The organism is Microbacterium sp. ARD31 (assembly GCF_031844425.1).
The window spans coordinates 12,375-31,026 of record NZ_JAUZVE010000019.1; the positions used below are offsets into that span (position 1 = coordinate 12,375).

Annotated in this window: 17 protein-coding genes, 1 other RNA gene and 1 riboswitch; of the genes, 14 read left to right on the plus strand and 4 right to left on the minus strand. The window is 72.7% G+C overall.

Going from position 1 to position 18,652, the window contains the following annotated elements; all coding sequences use genetic code 11:
• Positions 1–46 precede the first annotated feature (46 nt).
• The 8 genes from Q9S36_RS30340 (at position 47) to ssrA (ending at position 8,903) form a co-directional block, all read left to right on the plus strand.
• Positions 47–1,336, plus strand: a complete 1,290-nt coding sequence (locus Q9S36_RS30340) for an extracellular solute-binding protein (protein WP_311288559.1) — start codon at positions 47–49, stop codon at positions 1,334–1,336.
• Between the two features lie 81 nt (positions 1,337–1,417).
• A complete protein-coding gene (locus Q9S36_RS30345; RefSeq protein ID WP_311288560.1) occupies positions 1,418–2,386 on the plus strand; it encodes a sugar ABC transporter permease in 969 nt (322 codons plus the stop codon).
• Positions 2,386–3,225: a carbohydrate ABC transporter permease gene (locus tag Q9S36_RS30350; protein WP_311288561.1), complete on the plus strand. Its 840-nt coding sequence runs from the start codon at positions 2,386–2,388 to the stop codon at positions 3,223–3,225. Before Q9S36_RS30345 ends, Q9S36_RS30350 begins: the two co-directional genes overlap by 1 nt.
• A gap of 89 nt (positions 3,226–3,314) precedes the next feature.
• On the plus strand, positions 3,315–4,712 hold the full coding sequence (locus Q9S36_RS30355) for a glycoside hydrolase family 3 N-terminal domain-containing protein (protein WP_311288562.1): 1,398 nt from the start codon (positions 3,315–3,317) through the stop codon (positions 4,710–4,712).
• Positions 4,709–5,623 (plus strand): ROK family protein, encoded by a 915-nt coding sequence (locus Q9S36_RS30360; protein WP_311288563.1) that lies wholly within the window; start codon positions 4,709–4,711, stop codon positions 5,621–5,623. Before Q9S36_RS30355 ends, Q9S36_RS30360 begins: the two co-directional genes overlap by 4 nt.
• 39 nt (positions 5,624–5,662) lie before the next feature.
• Positions 5,663–6,973 carry a hemolysin family protein gene (locus Q9S36_RS30365; RefSeq protein WP_311288564.1) on the plus strand — a complete coding sequence of 437 codons (1,311 nt, stop codon included), beginning with the start codon at positions 5,663–5,665 and terminating at the stop codon, positions 6,971–6,973.
• Positions 6,974–7,061: 88 nt separating this feature from the next.
• A complete protein-coding gene (locus Q9S36_RS30370; RefSeq protein ID WP_311288565.1) occupies positions 7,062–8,465 on the plus strand; it encodes a M15 family metallopeptidase in 1,404 nt (467 codons plus the stop codon).
• Between the two features lie 67 nt (positions 8,466–8,532).
• Positions 8,533–8,903: a transfer-messenger RNA gene (ssrA, locus tag Q9S36_RS30375) on the plus strand.
• 69 nt (positions 8,904–8,972) lie between these two features.
• Here the strand turns inward: ssrA and Q9S36_RS30380 are convergent.
• Complete coding sequence (locus Q9S36_RS30380; protein ID WP_311288566.1) at positions 8,973–10,145, minus strand: glycoside hydrolase family 6 protein; 1,173 nt, start codon at positions 10,143–10,145, stop codon at positions 8,973–8,975.
• A gap of 124 nt (positions 10,146–10,269) precedes the next feature.
• On the opposite strand from Q9S36_RS30380, the gene Q9S36_RS30385 reads away from it, so the two are divergent.
• From Q9S36_RS30385 to Q9S36_RS30395, 3 genes are read left to right on the plus strand one after another with little or no spacing between them, the layout of a single operon-like run.
• Positions 10,270–10,953, plus strand: a complete 684-nt coding sequence (locus tag Q9S36_RS30385) for a nitroreductase (protein WP_311288567.1) — start codon at positions 10,270–10,272, stop codon at positions 10,951–10,953.
• Positions 10,954–10,990: 37 nt separating this feature from the next.
• Positions 10,991–11,422: an HIT family protein gene (locus Q9S36_RS30390; protein ID WP_311288568.1), complete on the plus strand. Its 432-nt coding sequence runs from the start codon at positions 10,991–10,993 to the stop codon at positions 11,420–11,422.
• Between the two features lie 52 nt (positions 11,423–11,474).
• Positions 11,475–12,680, plus strand: coding sequence for a hypothetical protein (locus tag Q9S36_RS30395; protein WP_311288569.1), 1,206 nt, complete (start codon positions 11,475–11,477; stop codon positions 12,678–12,680).
• Between the two features lie 5 nt (positions 12,681–12,685).
• On the opposite strand, the gene Q9S36_RS30400 is transcribed toward Q9S36_RS30395, so the two are convergent.
• The gene (locus Q9S36_RS30400; RefSeq protein WP_311288570.1) at positions 12,686–13,756 is read right to left on the minus strand and encodes a phosphatase PAP2 family protein; all 1,071 of its coding nucleotides are present in this window, start codon (positions 13,754–13,756) and stop codon (positions 12,686–12,688) included.
• An 86-nt stretch (positions 13,757–13,842) separates the two neighbouring features.
• Between Q9S36_RS30400 and Q9S36_RS30405 the strand changes: the two genes are divergently transcribed.
• The 3 genes from Q9S36_RS30405 to Q9S36_RS30415 all read left to right on the plus strand — a co-directional run bounded on the left by Q9S36_RS30405 (position 13,843) and on the right by Q9S36_RS30415 (position 16,603).
• Complete coding sequence (locus Q9S36_RS30405) at positions 13,843–14,610, plus strand: 3-oxoacyl-ACP reductase FabG (protein WP_311288571.1); 768 nt, start codon at positions 13,843–13,845, stop codon at positions 14,608–14,610.
• A gap of 96 nt (positions 14,611–14,706) precedes the next feature.
• Positions 14,707–14,871: riboswitch (cyclic di-AMP (ydaO/yuaA leader) on the plus strand.
• Positions 14,872–14,877: 6 nt separating this feature from the next.
• A complete protein-coding gene (locus tag Q9S36_RS30410; protein ID WP_311288572.1) occupies positions 14,878–15,444 on the plus strand; it encodes an NlpC/P60 family protein in 567 nt (188 codons plus the stop codon).
• 139 nt (positions 15,445–15,583) lie between these two features.
• On the plus strand, positions 15,584–16,603 hold the full coding sequence (locus Q9S36_RS30415; protein WP_311288573.1) for a DUF3048 domain-containing protein: 1,020 nt from the start codon (positions 15,584–15,586) through the stop codon (positions 16,601–16,603).
• Here Q9S36_RS30415 and Q9S36_RS30420 read toward each other — a convergent pair.
• Both Q9S36_RS30420 and Q9S36_RS30425 read right to left on the minus strand, forming a co-directional pair.
• The gene (locus tag Q9S36_RS30420; protein ID WP_311288574.1) at positions 16,587–17,255 is read right to left on the minus strand and encodes a TetR/AcrR family transcriptional regulator; all 669 of its coding nucleotides are present in this window, start codon (positions 17,253–17,255) and stop codon (positions 16,587–16,589) included. The genes Q9S36_RS30415 and Q9S36_RS30420 overlap by 17 nt on opposite strands.
• A gap of 16 nt (positions 17,256–17,271) precedes the next feature.
• Positions 17,272–18,642 carry a calcium-binding protein gene (locus Q9S36_RS30425; RefSeq protein ID WP_311288575.1) on the minus strand — a complete coding sequence of 457 codons (1,371 nt, stop codon included), beginning with the start codon at positions 18,640–18,642 and terminating at the stop codon, positions 17,272–17,274.
• Positions 18,643–18,652 lie beyond the last annotated feature (10 nt).

Below are 18,652 nucleotides of genomic sequence, written 5' to 3' on the forward strand. Positions count from 1 at the left end.
CCCAACAGGTACCCGCACGAGGTACACCGATGAGAGGAACACTGTGGTGCGCATCAAGAAGTCACTGACCGGGGTGGCGGTCGCAGCTCTCGCGCTGACGACGCTCGCCGCGTGCGGAAGCGACGACGACAGCTCGTCGAGCGACGACGGCGGCGCCGAGTCCGCCGACATCCGCGTCTGGCTCAACGGCACGGACACTCCCCAGGAGGCCCGTGACTGGCTGAAGAAGACCTTCGAGGACCAGAACCCCGGCTCCACGCTGACCATCGAGCAGCAGGAGTGGGACGGCCTCGTGGAGAAGCTCACCACGTCCCTCTCCAGCGAGTCCGAGACGCCCGACGTCGTGGAGATCGGCAACACCCAGGCGCCGACCTTCACCTCGGCCGGCGCGTTCGCCGACCTGACCGACGAGCTCGACGACCTCGGCGGCGACGACCTGCTGCCGGGCTTCGTCGAGGGCGCGACCGTCGACGGCAAGACCTACGCCGTGCCCTACTACGCCGGCTCGAAGTACATCTTCTACCGCAAGGACCTCCTCAAGAAGTCCGGCCTCGAGGTGCCGACGACGCTCGAGGAGTTCGTCGACGCGGCGATCACGCTGAAGAAGGACAACCCCAAGCCGGCCAGCTTCTCCGGCTTCTGGTTCCCGGGGCAGGACTGGCGCAACGGCGCCGCGTTCATCTGGGACGCCGGGGGCGACCTGGCCACCGAGGACGGCGGCGAGTGGACCCCGGCGCTCAGCTCGCCGGAGTCGGTCGCCGGCCTGGAGACCGCGCAGAAGCTCTTCATGGAGGCCTCCGGTGCGCCCAAGGACGGCAACGAGGCCGACCCGTGGACGCCGTGGTGCGCCGGCGAGGTCGGCATGATGTCGACGCCCGGCTGGGTCAAGGGCCTCATCGAGGACCCGGAGACCGGCTGCCCGGACACCTTCGCCAAGCAGATGGGCGTCTTCGCGCTGCCCGGCAGCGACGGCTCGCCGGCCCCGGTGCTGCTCGGCGGCTCCGACATCGCGGTCGCCGCGAAGTCGCCGAACCAGGACCTCGCCCGTGAGGCGGTCGCGCTCATGCTGAGCGACGACTACCAGACGATCATGGCCGAGAACGGCCTGACGCCGGCCAAGGAGTCGCTCGCCTCGCTGCTCGGCGACGACGAGTACGCCGCCGCGACCATCGAGGCCGCGTCCAACGCCAAGCTCACCCCGGCCGCGCCGGGCTGGGCCAACGTCGAGGGCTCGCGGGTCCTCGAGGACCTGTTCAGCGCGATCGCCCAGGGTGGCGACGTGGCCGAGCTCGCCGGCAAGGCCGACGAGCAGATGAGCGGTCAGCTGAACGGCTGACCCCGCAGACGGCACGGCGGGGGCGGCGCGAGCCGCTGCCCCCGCCGCAGCCTGCCCGGGAACGGATGACGAGCCAGCATGATGAGCACGCGCACCGCCGCACGTGAGGAGGCCGCGATGACCGAGCGCGAGGACGCCGTCCGTCCTCCCGTGCGCTCCCGTCGCGCTGCCCCCCTGCCGTACCTCCTGATCACCCCCGCCGTCCTCGCCCTCTGCCTGGCGCTCGGCTACCCGCTCGTGCGGCAGGTGCTGCTGTCCTTCCAGGAGTTCGGCCTGGCGCAGCAGTTCGGGCGTCCGCCGGAGTGGGTCGGGCTGGCCAACTACCGTGAGCTGTTCACCGACGCCTACCTCTGGCGGGTGACCCTCCGCACGGTCGTGTTCTGCCTGGTCAACGCGGCCGTCACGATGCTCGTCGGCGTCGGCCTCGCGCTGGTGATGCAGTCGATGTCGCGACCGGTGCGGCTGCTCGCGCAGACCGGGCTGCTGCTCGCGTGGGCGATGCCCGTGGTGGCCTCGCTGACCGTGTGGCAGTGGCTCTTCGACACGCAGTACGGCGTCATCAACTACCTGCTCACCGCCCTCGGGGGCGACTTCCAGGGCCACGGGTGGCTGCTGCGGCCGCTGTCGTTCTACTTCGTCGCCACCGTGGTCGTGGTGTGGATGAGCGTCCCGTTCGTCGCCTTCACCGTGTACGCCGCCCTGACGCAGGTGTCCGGCGAGCTGGTCGAGGCCGCGGAGATCGACGGGGCCGGCCGGGCCCAGCGCCTGCGCCACGTCGTGCTGCCGAGCATCCGCCCGGTCCTGATGGTGGTCGGGCTGCTGCAGGTGATCTGGGACCTGCGGGTCTTCGCCCAGATCTACATCCTGCAGAAGGCCGGCGGCAGCGCCACCGACACGAACCTGCTCGGCACCTACATCTACCGGCTGGGCATCGGCGGCGGCGACTTCGGCACCTCGGCGGCCGTCGCGATCTTCATGCTCGGCCTCACCGTGCTGCTGACCTTCCCCTACGTCTGGGCGATGATCCGCCAGGAGAGGACCGACGCCTGATGTCCCGCTCGACGCCCCGTTCGACCCGCTGGCTGGCCGACGGCCTCGGCGTGCTCACCTTCGTGGTCGCGGCCTTCCCGGTCTACTGGATGGTCAACAGCTCCTTCCTCGACCGCAACGAGATCCGCAACCCGGTCCCGACGTGGGTGCCGTTCGGCGGTGACCTGGACAACTTCCGCACCGTCTTCGAGACCGACCAGTTCGTCGACGCGCTCAAGGTGAGCCTGATGGTCACCGGCCTGACGATCGTGGTCGCGCTGTCCTTCGCGTTCGTGGCCGCGGTCGCGGTGTCCCGCTTCCGGTTCCGCGGGCGGATGTCGTTCATCGTGACGCTGCTGGTGATCCAGATGATCCCGGTCGAGGGGCTCTTCATCTCCCAGTACAAGATGCTCGAGACGATGGAGCTGCTCAACACCGTCGTCGGCCTGACGATCGTCTACGTCGCCGGCGTGCTCCCCTTCACCATCTGGACCCTGCGCGGCTTCGTCGCCGGCGTCCCCTACGAGCTCGAGGAGGCCGCGATGATGGACGGTTGCCCCCGCATGCAGGCCTTCCTACGGGTCACCTTCCCGCTGCTCGCGCCGGGACTGGTCGCGACGGGCGTCTTCGGCTTCATCCAGGCCTGGAACGAGTTCACCCTCGCCCTCGTGGTGATGACCCGCGAGGACCGGCGCACCCTCCCGCTCTGGCTCTCGACGTTCACCGACGTCAACAGCGGCACCGACTGGGGCGGGATCATGGCGGGCTCGACGCTCATCGCGGTGCCGGTGATCATCTTCTTCCTCGTCGTGCAGGGTCGGATGGTCAGCGGCCTCACGGCAGGCGCGGTGAAGGGATGAAGACCACCCCACGACGTTCTTCTCCTCCGCTGCGCTCCCCCGAACAACGCCGCGGGGACCCCGGTGCGGCAGAGGATCGAGCCACTGACGTGAGAGGGCTCGCGCTGCAGGTGCTGCTGCCCGGCTTCACCGGTACGACGCTGCCCGACGACTACCGCGCGCTGCTCGAGGAGGGGCTAGGCGGGATCTGCTACTTCGGCAGCAACACCGCCGACGGTGCCGACGCGACGGCTGCGCTGAGCGCCGCGATCCGGGCGGCCAACCCCCGCGCGGTGATCGCCGTCGACGAGGAGGGCGGCGACGTCAGCCGGCTGCACACCCGCGCACCCAGTCCGGTGCTCGGCGCCGCTGCCCTCGGCGCGATCGACGACCTCGACCTGACGGAGGCGGTCGGGCGCTGGGTCGGGCAGGAGCTGGCCGCGGTCGGCGTCACCCTCGACCTCGCCCCCGACGCGGACGTCAACAGCGACCCCGACAACCCGGTCATCGGCACCCGCAGCTTCGGCACCGACCCGGAGCGGGTCGCCGAGCACGTCGCGGCGTGGACGCGCGGCCTGCAGTCCACCGGCGTCGGCGCGTGCGCCAAGCACTTCCCCGGGCACGGCGACACCGCCACCGACAGCCACCTCGACCTGCCGCGGATCGCCGTCGACGCCGACACCCTCGCCGCCCGCGAGCTCGTCCCCTTCGACGCGGCCGTCGAGGCCGGGACCCGCGCCGTGATGACCTCGCACATCGTGGTGCCGGCGCTCGACCCCGACCGCCCGGCCACGTTGAGCCCGGTCGTGCTGGGCATGCTGCGCGACGTGCTCGCCTTCGACGGCGTGGTCGTCAGCGACGCGCTCGACATGGCGGGCGCCTCGGGGCGCCACGGCATCCCGGAGGCAGCCGTGCTCGCGCTGGTGGCTGGCTGCGACCTGCTCTGCATCGGGCCGGACAAGCCGGCAGCGCTGGTCGAGGAGATCTGCGACGCGGTGCTGGCCGCGGTAGCGGACGGCCGGCTCGACCGGGCTCGCCTGGCCGAGGCCGCCGCCCGCGTGGCCGCCCTGGAGGCTCCCGTCGGGGGCGACCGCGAGCCTCCCGACCGGCTGCGCCAGACCGAGGCCGCCCACGGGGCGCTCCTGGTCGAGGGCGCGCTGCCCGACGTCACAGGCGCCGCGGTCGTCAGCGTCGCGACCACGGCCAACATCGCGGTCGGCGACGTCGCGTGGGGTCTGGGCCCCGACGTCACGGTCGACCCGGACGCGCCGGACGGGATCCCCGACGGCGTACCCCTCGTCGTGCAGGTCCGCGACGCGCACCGCCGCCCGGAGGTGCTGGCGCTGCTGGACCGGCTGTCGGGCGACGGCCGCACGGTCGTGGTCGTCGAGTGGGGCTGGCCGGGGCCGTACGACGGCGGGCTTGCCAGAATCTGTACGCGTGGGTCGTCCGCACCGGGCGTCGCCGCGGTGGTCGAGGTGTTGCGAGAGGCAGGGTGGACGCGGTGAGTGCCGCACTGGCAGGGACTCGATCGGTCGGTCTCGACATCGGCGGGACCAAGACCCACGGGGTGGTCCTCGAGCCGGACGGCACGATCCTGGCCGAGGTGCGGGAGTCGACCGTGCCCGGTGCCGACGGCGTCACCGCCACCGCCGCCCGGGTCTTCGACGCGCTGCGCCGCTCGACCGGCCTGCCGCTCGACGCACGGGTCGGCGTCGGCGTGCCGGGGCTCGTGGACGGCGGGCGCGGCATCCTGCGCCACGCGGTCAACCTCGACCTCAACGGTGACGACCTGCCCCTGCGCGACCTGCTGGCGGACCGGCTCGGCGTCCCGGTCGTCATCGAGAACGACGTCAACGCGGCCGCGCTCGCCGCGCGCGCCCTGGCCGGGGTCGACGACGTGGTCTACCTCAGCGTCGGCACCGGGCTGGCGGCCGGGCTGGTGATGCAGGGCAGCCTGCGCCGCGGCGAGCACAGCGCGGCGGGGGAGATCGGGCACATCCCCGTCGACCCCGAGGGCGCCCGGTGCGGCTGCGGCCAGCGCGGCTGCCTCGAGACGATCGCGTCCGGCGCCGCGCTGTCGCAGGCGTGGCCGACGACCGAGCAGTGGCCGGCCGCGGCGCTCTTCGCGGCCGCGGAGTCCGGCGATCCCGCGGCACTCGCCGTGCGCGACCGCTTCTGCTGGGGCGTGGCGAGCGCGATCCGGGTGCTGGGCCTCACCATCGACCCCCAGCGCATCGTGCTGGGCGGCGGCGTCGCCGAGGTCGGTGAGCCCCTGCGGCTCGCGGTGGTCGAGCGGCTGAAGGTGCTGGGGGAGGGGTCGCCGTTCCTGGCGTCGCTGGGGCTGGCCGACCGGCTGACCGTGGTGCCGCCGGGCTATCCGGTGGCCGCCGTCGGTGCGGCGATCCTCGGCCGCTGAGCCCGTGCCGGGTTCCTGTCCCTCGCTACGGTGAGGGGCGTGGAGCCCGGTACCTGGATCGACGTCCTGCTCGTCCTCGCCTTCGTGCTGATGGGCGGCGTGTTCGCCGCGACCGAGCTCGCCCTGGTGTCGCTCCGCTCGGCGCAGGTCGACAAGCTGGAGGCCGAGGGCGGCCGCGGCCACGCCGTCGCGTCCTTGGCCCGCGACCCCAACCGCTTCCTCTCAGCGGTGCAGATCGGCGTCACCGTCGCCGGCTTCTTCTCCGCCGCGTTCGGCGCCTCGACCCTCGCGCCGTCCTTCGCGCCGGCCTTCGAGAGCCTCGGGGTGCCGGCGCCGGACACGGTGTCTCTGGTCGTCACGACCCTGGCGGTGTCGTACCTCTCGCTGGTCCTCGGTGAGCTCGTGCCCAAGCGGCTCGCGCTCCAGCGCTCAGTGCAGGTGTCGCGGCTGTTCGCGCCCCCGCTGGGTCGCTTCGCGCGGGTGATGACTCCGGTGATCTGGCTGCTCTCGGTGTCGACCAACGCGCTCGTCCGGCTGCTCGGCGGCAACCCCGACGCCGCCGGGGACGAGGTCGACGAGGAGGAGCTGCGGATGATGATCTCGGGCCACGAGGACATCCCCGAGGACGAGCGCAAGATCGTCGACGACGTCTTCGAGGCCGGTGACCGCTCGCTCAGCGAGGTGATGAAGCCCCGTGGTGACGTGGTGTTCCTGCGCGGCGACCTGCCGCTGGCGAGCGCCGTCGCGGTGATCGCCGCCCAGCCCTACACCCGCTATCCCGTCACCGGGCAGTCGTTCGACGAGGTGCTCGGCTACCTCCACCTGCGCGACATCCTCGGCCACGCCGACGAGCGCAACCTGACCGTCGCCGACATCGCCCGTGAGCTTCCGGTGCTGCCGCGCACCAACCGGGTGCTGCCGTCCATCGACCAGCTCCGCCGGCTCGGGGCCCACATCGCCCTCGTGGTCGACGAGTACGGCGGCACGGACGGCATCGTCACCCTCGAGGACCTGATGGAGGAGCTCGTCGGCGAGATCCAGGACGAGTACGACACCGACGCCGATGTCGACGCCTCCGCCGACCCCGCGACCGTCGACGCCGGCCTCACCATCGAGGAGTTCGGCGAGCGGACCGGCGTCGCGCTCGAGGACGGCCCCTACGAGACCGTCGCCGGCTACGTCCTCCACCGCCTCGCGCGGATGGCCGGGACCGGCGACCGGGTCCCCGTGGGCGACCACGTGCTGGAGGTGGCTGACGTCGACGGCCACCGGATCACCCGCGTCCGCCTTCACCGCACCCCGGTCGAGGCGGACGAGCCGGCCGGCGGGGCGTCCTCCGCCGAGGTGTGAACCAGGCACACCCGACCTCCGGCGGGTTGAGCGTCACCCACCGGCGCGTGCTGCCACGATGGGCGCACCTCGGACCATCGGGAGACCCATGCGCGCCAGCCCCCCGCTCGCCGTCCTCGCCAGCGGACTGACCCTGCTGGCTGCCCTGCTGGCCGCGCCGGCCCACGGGCTGGCGCTGCGGCTCGACCGTGCCGCGTCGGCCGTCCTGGCGCTCTCCGGCTCGCCCGCGCGGGCGGGGGAGGCGGCGCCCCTCGCCCTGTCGCTCACCGACCCGGCGGGCGCGCCACTGGCCGGCGCGACCGTCACCCTCGAGCGGCGGGTGGCCGGGACTTGGCAGCCGCTGGCCACGGTCGTGACCGACGCCGCGGGGGCCGGCGCGGCGGCCCTGCCGATGTCGACCGTCGCGGACGACAACGTGGTGCGGGCGTCGTACGCCGGCGACGGGACGCAGCCGCCCGCCACCAGTCCCGAGGTGGCCGTACCGCTCGTGCGCTGGAGGAGCAGGGTGGTCCTCGACGCGCCGCGGAAGGTGCGCGACGAGCAGGCGATCACCCTCTCGGTCCGGTGGGCCACGGCAGCCGGCGCTCCTGTGTCCGGTCCGGTGCGGGTGCAGGAGCGCACCCGCCGGGGCTGGCGCACCCTGGCCGAGGTCGTCACGGACGCCGCCGGTGCCGCCACCGTGACCGCGACGCCCCGCACCGACACGGCCTACCGTGCCGACGCGCCTGCCCTGGACTGGGTCGACGGCGACACGAGCACTCGCGCGCGGGTCGACAACGTGCCGCCCGTGTCGCCGGTGTCGGTGCGGGGCGCGCCGCGGCCCCGGGTGCGGCTCCCGGCGCAGCCGCGGGCGGTGGAGGCGGGCGCGCACGCGCGCGTCGGTCCCGTCCCCGACGGGGTCTGGCGGTCCATGGTGGGCCGCTCGTGGCGCCCGGGCTGCCCGGTCGGGCGCGAGGGCCTCCGGCTGCTGCGCACCAACTACGTCGGGTACGACGGCTACCGCCACCGCGGCGAGCTCGTCGTGGCCGCGTCGGCCGCTCCGGCTTTCGCCTCGCTCTTCACCGAGCTCCACGACCGGCGGATCCCGGTCCGGTCGATGTACCGCGTCGACCGGTTCGGCTGGTCGCCTCGCCTGCACGGCGCGGACGACGTGCGGTCCATGGCCGCCGGCAACACCTCGGCCTTCAACTGCCGCCACGTCGTCGGGCGCCCCGGCGTCCGGTCACCGCACGCCTGGGGCCGTGCGCTCGACCTCAATCCCTGGGAGAACCCCTACCGCGTGGGCGGCCGGTGGCTGCCCAACGCGTGGTGGGCCGGCCGGTCCCACCCGCGGGTCGCCTGGCGGGGCCGTGGGCACGCCGTGGTGCAGGTCCTGCGCCGGCACGGCTTCCGGTGGACCTACGGCACGATGGACTCCCAGCACTTCGACGCGCCCGGCGGCGCACGGATCACCACGCGGCTCTCCGCCCGGTGCCACGGCGTGTGCCACTGACCCGCAGGAATACCGGTGGGCGCGGGTCGGTTGGACCACGTAGACTGTGGTCATTGACAAGTTCAGAGGGGCTGATCGGTTTCGACTTGGGACGTTAGTTCCAGGGGAAGCGGGTCGAGAAGCCAGCGTCATCTCGTAAACGATCGCTGGAAACACATAGTTGCCAACTCCAAGCGCAACGACTTCGCTCTCGCTGCCTGAGCAGTGATCGAAGGGTCTGACCGGGCATCCGTCTCCGTCCCGGACCCAGGCCTCATCTAGGAGACTTGCTGGTCACTCTCTGTCAGGAGGGGTGACCGGGACTCAATCCTGACTGAGCCCGTCGGCGACGTGTCTGTGCGAGCGCCGGGGCCGAGAAAAGCGACAGCACAGACTGCACCCGGAGAAGACCTGGTTCGGCGCTCGAGGACCGGGGTTCGATTCCCCGCAGCTCCACGCTCGACCGAGGGCGACGTGTGTCACGGCTACGCCGTTGACCACGTCGCTCTCGCCATTTCTGCCGCGCCCTCAGCGCGGGCCGGTGTCGGTCCAGGGCGTGCTGGCCGCCATGGCGAGCGCGCGCTTCTTCACGAACGGGTCGGCCTGGTTGTAGAGCCACGGCCGGCCGAACCAGACGAAGCCGTCGACGTACGCCGCCGCCTGTTGGCGCTGCGGATCCGGGAGGCCCCACTGGGGGTCGGCGGGGCGCGGCGTGGGCGGGATGCCCAGGGTGACGCAACGCTTCATCGTCGGTCTGCTGCAGGTGCGGGCGTTGTTGCGCAGGCCCCGCGGCGTCGCCGAGATCATGTCGCGCCACATGGTGGGCCGGCCGGACTTCGCGGTGTCGATGATGAAGTGCGGCGCGGCGTAACCGTCGGCCACGAGCTCGGCGATGATCTCCATCCCGCGGTCGATGTTCTCGACCGGTCCGGTGTAGTGGGTGGAGTCGAGCGCGAACCCGCGGGCGTGCTGGATGCCGCTCAGCTTCAGGATCTCCGCGCACCTCCACGACTCCTGCGCGGTGCCGTTCTGGCACCAGTCGGCCGCCCCGGCGTCGATGTAGACGCTGGTGTTCGGCAGCGCGCTCAGGGTCTGGGTGGCCCAGGTCAGCAGCTCCGACTTCACCGCGCGGTCCGGGGCGCAGAGCAGGAACGGCCCGTCGGGCTGCATGACCACGAGCGTGTGCGCGTCGCCGATGCCGGCGGCGAGCTCCTGGACGTAGGTGCGGTAGCTCGCGGCCTCGGCCGGCGTCGTCGGACGTCGGCACGCCTCGCCCTCCCACGGCACCATCCGGAAGACCGCCATCTGGGAGAGGGTCTCGGGGTTGCCGGCCTGCGAGTTCGCGACGTAGTCGGTGACCGTCGCCCGGACCCGGGCGTCGGGGAGGTACTTGCCGTACCACTTGGTCCGCGGGCGCTCGGCGATCGTCGCCAGCGCAGCGCGGGTCGCGCCCTTCGCGCGCATGTAGGGCCGCCACACCTGGTCCTGCGGCCCCCGGTACACGCCCCACAGGCGGTACGCGAGCGGGTTGGTGGGGTTCTCCGCGTGCGGTTCGGCCGGCGCGAGCCAGACCGGCAACGACGTCGCGCGTTCGTGCCGCTCGCTCGGGGCGATGGCCGCTGCGCCGGTGGTGGGTGCGACGGCCGGCGCCGTCAGCAGGAGCAGGACGGCGAGGGCGCGGACGATGAGTGGGCGTGACATGGCGACGTCCATGGTGCGCGAGGCAGCGGCGACTCGTGGGCTTTTCGGCGGATTGGCCCGACAGTGGAGCGTACGGCCGGACCTAGCGGCCGTTGGCTCCACTGTCGGCTGGCAGGCTCTGCCCATGACCGACGCCGCGCCCTTCGACACCCTCGCCGCCCTGCTCGACGAGCGCTGGACGTGCCGGCAGTTCCGCCCCGACCCGGTGCCGCGGGCCGACATCGAGCGGCTGCTCACCCTCGCCCAGCGCACGCCGTCGTGGTGCAACACCCAGCCGTGGCAGGTCGTCGTCACCAGCGGGGAGGGGACCGACCGGCTGCGCGCGGGGCTCGCCGAGCACGTCATGTCGCAGCCGCAGGCGCCCGACTTCGCGTTCCCGGCGGCCTACGCCGGGGTGTTCCGCGATCGGCGCCGCGAGTGTGGCTTCCAGCTCTACGACTCGGTCGGGATCCGCAAGGACGACGCCGATCGCCGCCTGGAGCAGATGCTGCGCAACTTCGACCTCTTCGGCGCCCCGCACGTCGCGATCCTCACCACCGAGGCCGACCTCGGCGTCTACGGCGCCGTCGACTGCGGGCTCTGGACCAGCTCGTTCCTGCTGGGCGTCCAGGCGCTCGGGCTGGCGGCGGCCCCACAGGCGGCCCTCGCGGGCTATCCCGGCTTCCTGCGCGAGCACCTCGGGCTGCCCGAGCACCGCCTCGTCGTGGCCGGCATCTCGTTCGGGTTCGCCGACACCGACCACCCGGTCAACGGCTTCCGCACCTCGCGGGCGTCGCTCGACGACGTCGTCACGTGGGCCGACTCCTGAGGAGCACCGGTCGCGGGACGGGTGGGAGGCTGGCTGCATGGACACCGAGACCACCCGTGGCTGCGTCTTCTGCCGGATCGTCGCCCGCGAGCTCCCGGCCGAGGTCGTGCTCGACAGCGAGGACTTCGTCGGGTTCCTCGACACCCGGCCGGTGTTCAAGGGGCACGTCCTGCTCGTGCCCCGCGAGCACGTTGGAACCCTGCCGGACCTGCCCGCCGGGCTCCGCGACGGCTTCCTGGCGGCCGCCCAGCGGCTCGCGACCGCGGTGAAGGACGGCCTCGGCGCCCAGGGGTCCTTCGTGGCGATGAACAACACGGTCAGCCAGTCGGTCCCGCACCTCCACCTGCACGTGGTGCCGCGCACCAAGGGCGACGGCCTGCGCGGGTTCTTCTGGCCCCGCACGAAGTACGCCGACGGCGAGGCGGCGGCGTACGCCTCGAGGCTCCGCGACGCACTGGCCGGCAGCTAGGGACAACCAAACCGCCCGCTGCGACGTCTCCCGGTCAGACAAAGGGGGACACATGCACACCACACCGACCATCCGCCGTGGCCTGGCCGCGCTCGCGCTGCTCGGCGCCGGCCTCGGCAGCACGCTGCCGGCGAACGCCGACGCCACCGAACCCGGCCCGGCGATCGCCACCGCGGACCGCGCGGGACTGCCCGTGCCGACCACGGCGACCGTCGCCGCCGACCAGCTCGGCCCGGACTCCGTCGTGGCCGTCGTGACGCAGGGCGACCTCGAGAAGCGCAACGCGGCAGGCCTGGCCCGGTCGCTCGAGGTGATCACGCCGGACGGCGTCCGGCACCCGGTCTACACCGTCGACCTCGAGGAGGGCCCGCCCGACGTCTACCCGGGCGACTTCCTCATCGCCGACTGGCGTCCGGAGACGCACACGGCGCTGCTGCGCGTCCTGACCGGCGGCGAGCGCGACCGCCTCGTGTCGTACGACGTCACCACGGGCGCGACGCACGCGATCGACCCGCCCCGGCGAGGCGCCTTCTTCGCGCTGCAGCCCGACGGGTCGGGCGTGCTGATGGGGACCTACGGGACCGGGCGCCGGCCGGGCCGGGTGGGCACCCTCGACTGGGACGGCACGCGGACGTGGCTGCCGGCGCGGACCGAGGGGTCGGCGATCACCAGCGCCGACGGCCGCACCCTGGTCACGGCGGCCGGTCGCCGGTGGTGGGTCACCGACCTGGCCGCGGGCACCAGCAGGGTGATCGACACCCGCGGGTCCTGCATCCCGCGCCGCTGGCACGACGCCGACTCGGTCGTCGCGATGTGCGGCACCACGCGGTGGAGCCAGCTGCGCCGCGTCGACCTCGCCGGCACCTCCGGTGCGCTGGGGATCCGGCACACGGCGAGGACCCGCGCCGCAGGATCGCCGGTCTTCGACGACGGCGACGTCCGGGAGGTGCAGGGGCGGTCCTGGTACGAGTCCTACGGCGGCTGCGGCGGCGCCTTCCTCACCCGGCAGACGGATGCGGGGAAGGCCCGACTGGTGCGGGTGCCGGGCAGCACCGGCGCCCTGTCGCTCCTCGGGACCCGCGACGACCGGCTCGTCCTCGCCCACCAGAGCGACGACTGCGCCTCGGACAGGACGCGTGCGACGCTCACGCTCTTCGACCCCGTCGGCAAGGACGAGACGGTCCTGACCCGGCTCGGTCGCCACGAGGCGTGGCGCGAGGTCCTCACGGCGACCGAGGTCCGGTCCTGGATCTGGTGAGTCGCTCAGCGGTGCCCGGCGAGCGGGTCGGCCTCCGGTGCAGGCGCCGAGACGTCGAGCGCCGCGCGGAAGGTCCACGGCTCGTGGCGCCGTCGTAGCGGGTTGCCGGTCGCGCGCGCGGCGATCACGAAGGCCGCCGCACCCACGACGAAGCCGGCGAGGACGTCGACGAAGAAGTGCCAACCGAGGTAGACCGTCGCCACGCAGGTGAGCGCCAGGAAGGTCCAGCTCGCGACCCGGATGGTGAGGGGCAGCCGCATCACCGTCACGGTCAGGCAGATCGTGAGCATCACGGCCACGTGGAGGGAGGCGAAGGCGGCGATGGTCTGGACGGCTCCGGTGTCCCACGGACCCGCCAGCACCTTGATCCGGTCGGTCAGCAGCATGTCGCGCACCTCGCTGTTGGGCGTGCGCGGCAGCGAGGCGAACCACTCGGGACGGGAGTACGTCGGCCCGAGCGAGGGCAGGACGTAGTAGAGGACCACGCCCAGGCACCAGTCGACCGACACCGCGGTGACGTACCAGGCGCCGTAGGCCGACCGGCGGGTCCAGACCAGCGCGATCGCCAGGCTCGCGGGAACCAGGCCGATCCAGATCAGGTAGACCGCGGCCATCACCCAGTTGGCCCACGACGTGCCGAGCACGTCGTGGAGCAGCACCGCGGGATCGTGGCCGAGCCACAGGACGCGGTCGATCCTCGCCAGCTCCGGGTCGGCGATGCGGTCGGTGACGAACGGGACGAAGCTCTTGAGGTTGCGGAACGCGACGTAGGCGACGTACCAGGTGACCAGGCCGGTCAGCGTGAACCAGATCTGGTCCCGGTTCCACCGCTCGACCAGCACCGACCTGACCGAGGTGCCGATGAACGTGCGGTTGCGCCGCACGACCAGCGCCCACCGGGCGAGCACGTCGAGCAGGACGGCAGAAGCCACGATCACCGGCAGCCGGAACCACGTCGGCAGCGAGGCCCCGTCGGGGTCGCGCAACGGCAGGTGGTGCGTCCACGCCACGAGCGCAGCAGTCAGCGCCATCACGACCGCCACGACCGCAGCGGCCCCGAAATCCCTCCGGCCCATCCCCACACCGTAGCGAGCCGGGCGGCTCGATAGCCTGATCGGCGCAGTTCCTTCACCGATTTTCCACCTCGAGCGCAGGAGTTCCCATGGGCCGTTTCGACCAGCGAGTCGCCGTCATCACCGGAGCAGCACGAGGCATCGGCTTCGGCATCGCCCAGCGCTTCGCGAGCGAGGGAGCCTCGATCGCGATCCTCGACCTCGACGAGTCCGCCGCCCAGGAGGCCGCCGGTCGGCTGGACCTCACCGACGGCGCGCGGGCGATCGGCATCGGCTGCGACGTCGTCGACGGCGCCGCCGCCGAGGCAGCCGTGCAGCGCGTGGTCGAGGAGCTCGGTGGCATCCACATCCTGGTCAACAACGCCGGCATCACGCGCGACAACCTGCTGTTCAAGATGACCGAGGAGGACTGGGACCTCGTCATGGGCGTGCACCTCAAGGGCGTCTTCAACATGACCAAGGCCGCGCAGTCGCGCTTCGTGGAACAGAAGTACGGGAAGATCCTCAACCTCTCGAGCGTCTCCGCGCTCGGCAACCGTGGCCAGGCCAACTACTCCGCCGCCAAGATGGGCATCCAGGGGCTCACCCGCACCCTGGGCATCGAGCTCGGCCCGTTCGGCATCACCGCCAACGCGATCGCGCCCGGGTTCATCGTCACCGAGATGACCGACGCCACCGCGCGACGCCTGAAGATGGAGCCCGAGGAGCTGCAGCGCGTCAACGCCGAGGCGACCCCCGTGCGCCGGGTGGGCCAGCCCGAGGACATCGCCGCAGCGGCTGCGTTCCTCTGCAGCGACGATGCGTCGTTCATCACAGGGCAGACGCTCTACGTGGACGGCGGGCGCAAGCTCGGCTGACCGCGATTTGGACCACGGGACGGGGTCTGCCACGTTGGATGGCGATTTCAGCACCTCCGTCCCGGGCAACGCCGAGTCCTGCCCCACCGGGACGGTCCCCCGAGAACGTCGAGGGCAGGAGTGGGGGACCCACAGGTTCCACGCCGGTCCGCGCAGGCCCAGGTCAGCGCGCGCCCGGCTCGGGGTGAAGCCACCACCCGGTGGCGGGGCACTTTCCAGCCCCAACCCGACAGCTCACCTCACAGGCGTGGGAAAGGACACACACTCATGCCTGCGATCACTCGTACGGCGCGAGCCTGCGCGCTCGCCCTCGCCGGACTCGGCGTCACCGCATCCACGATGACCGCCCTGCCGGCCACCGCCGCCGGGGACACCGTGACCCGCGACCCCGGCGCCACGACCCCGACCAGCGCAAAGACCAGCGCAAAGACCAGCGCCAAGGTCACCGCCCGCAAGCGCGTCAGCCGGCGCGTCGTGGGCGCCAAGGACACGGCCATGCGCCAGCGCGGCGACGCCTACGCCTACGGCGGTGCCGGGCCGTCGCGCTTCGACTGCTCCGGCCTGGTCTTCTACAGCTACCGCCGCGCCGGCTTCGACGTCCCGCGCACGTCCGGCGCCCAGGCCGGCTTCGCCCGCCGCATCGCGAAGAAGGACATGCGCGCCGGCGACCTGATGTTCTTCTACGGCAGCGGCGGGGTCTACCACGCGGCGATCTTCCTGCGCTGGTCGCGCGGTCACGCGGTGATGGTGCACGCGCCCGGCTCGGGCCAGCGCGTGCGCGTCGCGGTGCCGTGGACCTCCCGCTGGTTCGGCGGCACGCTGCGCCGTCGCTGAGCCGCCTCCGGATGCCGGTGAAAGGCTCGGATTGGTAGGCACATCCTGCTGATCTACCCTGTGGCGCGCCTTCCCTCCTCGGGGAGGGCGCGCCCCCACACTTGCTAGGCAGCAAACCCCCGCTCGATCGGAGTCCCCCGTGCGTCACCGTCCCCACACCTCCTCGTCCAAGGCCGTCGCGGCCGTGGTCGTCGCAGCCTCGCTGCTGCTCGCCGCGTGCGGCGGTGGCGACGACGAGGAGGCGCCCGCGGCGTCGCCCGAGGAGCCCAGCTCGGAGGCGACCAGCGAGCCGCCCGAGCCGACGTACTGGCCCCTGACGGGTCTCGAGCGCACGGGCAAGGCACCCAAGCACCCGGTGATCGTCACCAAGGTCGACAACACGTCCTCCAGCGCCCCGCAGGTGGGCCTGGGGGCCGCGGACCTCGTCGTCGAGGAGCTCGTCGAGGGCGGCTACACCCGCCTCGCGGCCTTCTACTACTCCACGGTGCCCTCCGACATCGGTCCGGTCCGGTCGATGCGCGCCAGCGACATCGGGATCGTGCCCGAGGGTGCCACCGTGGTGACCAGCGGCGCCGCGCAGGTCACGCTCAACCGCGTCCGCGCCGCGGGCATCCCGTGGATCACCGAGGGCGCGCCCGGGGTCTACCGCGAGAGCTCCCGCTCGGCCCCCTACAACCTCTTCGCCCGCCTCGGCGAGATCTCCAAGCGGCTCAAGGCCGACGAGGAGCCGCCGCCGTACCTGCCCTGGGGCACGAAGGCCGACCTGCCCAAGGGCGGCAAGGCGCGCACCCTCACCGCCGACTTCGGCGCGCACTCGACCTCCTGGCAGTTCCAGGGCGGTGGCTACGTCAACACCGACTCCTACGCCGCCGAGGGCGACCAGTTCCCGGCCGACTCCGTGCTCGTGCTGCGGGTCAAGGTCGGCGACGCCGGCTACCGCGACCCGGCCGGCTACCCGGTCCCGGAGACCAAGTTCGAGGGCACCGGCGCCGCGCTGCTGTTCCACGGCGGCCGGGTCATCCGGGGCACGTGGACCAAGGACGGCCTGACCGGCGCGATCGAGCTGGCCACCAGGTCGGGCGACCTCACGGTGCCCGCGGGCCGGGTGTGGATCGAGCTGGTCCCCGCCGCCAACGGCAACGTCACCTTCGCCAAGTAGCGCCCGGTCCGGGAGTCCCGGCGCCGCCCTCGAGCAGCTGCCGGAGCCCGGTCAGGACGAAGCCGATCGCGGCCTCGGCCCGGTCGGCCGCGGCCGCCGGGTCCTCGCTCGCCGCGACCGACCCGCCGGCCGCCGACATCGCGCCGAAGAAGATGTGCGTGAAGGTGTCGAGCATCGGTGCGTCGAGCTCCCACTCGTCCGAGGTCAGGACCGAGCGCACCACCTCGTCCACGACGGCGTACGTCGAGCGCTCCTCCTGCTCGCGAAAGCGGGCATGCCCCAGGACCGAGGGTCCGTCGGAGACGACGATCTGGCGGTACGACGGCTCCTGCACGGCGGCGAGGAAGGCACGCAGCCCCGCGAGCGCCTGCTCCCACGGGTCGTCGTGCCCGGTCCTCGCCGATGCGATGCCCTGCGTCGCGCGCTCCTCCACCCGCTCGAAGGCCGCCTCGAAGATCGCCTGCTTGCCACTGAAGTGGTGGTAGAGCGCGCCCTTGGTGACGTCGGCCCCGGCGACGATCGCGTCCAGGGAGGTCGCCTGGTAGCCGTGCTCGGCGAAGAGCCGCTCGGCCGCGTCGACGAGGGCGTCGCGGGTCGAGGCGGACCAGCGCTGCCGGCGCGAGGGGGTCGGCTGCGAGGCGGGCGTGGTCATCCGCGCAGCCTAGGATTCAGCGGCGCCGCTCGCACCCCTTCAGGGACTCCCCACGCAGGCAGCGGTCGCGGCCGCGGCTGGCGTCGAGGCGGTCGCGCCCCGGCCCACCGTCGAGCACGTCGGCGGCATAGCCGCTGACCAGCACGTCGTTGCCGCCGCCGCCGAAGGCGTGCACCTTCGCCTTCATGACCCAGCGCAGCCGGAACAGCTCCGGAACGTCGCTGCCGCGGAACACGATGAGCCCGGGGCCGTCGTTGCCCTCGACCTGGAACTCCTCGGTGCTGGCCACCTTGGCGAAGCGCCCACCGCCGACGTCGATGCGCCGCTTCGGCACGCTGATCGTGACGTCGTAGCGGTTCTTCCCACCGACGTACGACGACAGCGCCACCTTGTCGCGGCCCTGGCCACCGATGACGGTGCGGGGCTCGTCGGCCTTCATGCCGCGGCCGATGCCGAGCTCGAAGTCGTCGTTGCCGGCGCCGCCGCGCGCGAACGTGTCCTGGGCGGTGCTGAAGCCGTCGTCGCCGTCGCCGCCCAGCAAGGAGGTCCCGCGGGCGTCCTTCGCTGCGACGAGGTAGTCGTCGCCGTCGTCACCGCGGAGGGTGTCGGCGCCGTGGCCACCCCCGACGACGTCGTCGCCGACGCCGCCCTCGACCACGTCGACGCCGGGGACCGAGGTGTCGGAATTTCTCTCGTCGGGAGCCCAGCTGAGGTCGCCGTGCAGCAGGTCGTCGCCCGGGCCGCCGGAGATCCGGTCGTCCCCTCCTCCGCCGTGGACCTGGTCGTCCGCCGGGCCGCCGGTGAGCACGTCGTCGTACCGCGAGCCGACGATGCCGGTGAACTTGCCGGCGGGCGTCGCGGCAAAGGTGTCGGTGCCCTCGCCGGTCGCGGTGAGGGTGGTGAGGTCGACGGTGACCGGACCGGCCGCGTTGGCGTAGGAGACCTGGTCGGCGTAGACGCTGTCGACGAAGTCGATGTCCTCCCAGCCGCCGTCGGCCCCCAGGTCGACGTGGTCGTCGCCCGGGCCGGGCTCGACCACGTCACCCCAGTAGTCGTCGTCGGGGTAGTACCAGTCCAGGCCGCCGAAGAGGCGGTCGTCGCCGGCGCCGCCGACGAGGTGGTCGTCGCCGTCGAGGCCGCAGATCGTGTCGTTGCCGCCTCCGCCGTCGATCCGGTCGCGCTCGTCGGTGCCGACGATCACGTCGTCGCCGGGCGTGCCGACCGTCCACGGGACCGGGTACGTCGTCGCCGGCGCGACCACGATCGTGGCCGCCTTGCCGTCACAGGTCTCCCCGGCGGCCGAGGCGGGGGTGGTGCCGGTCAGGGCAGGGGCGATGGTCACGGTGGCGGCCAGTCCGAGTGCGGCGGCCAGGGGCGTCGTACGCATGGTGTTCTCC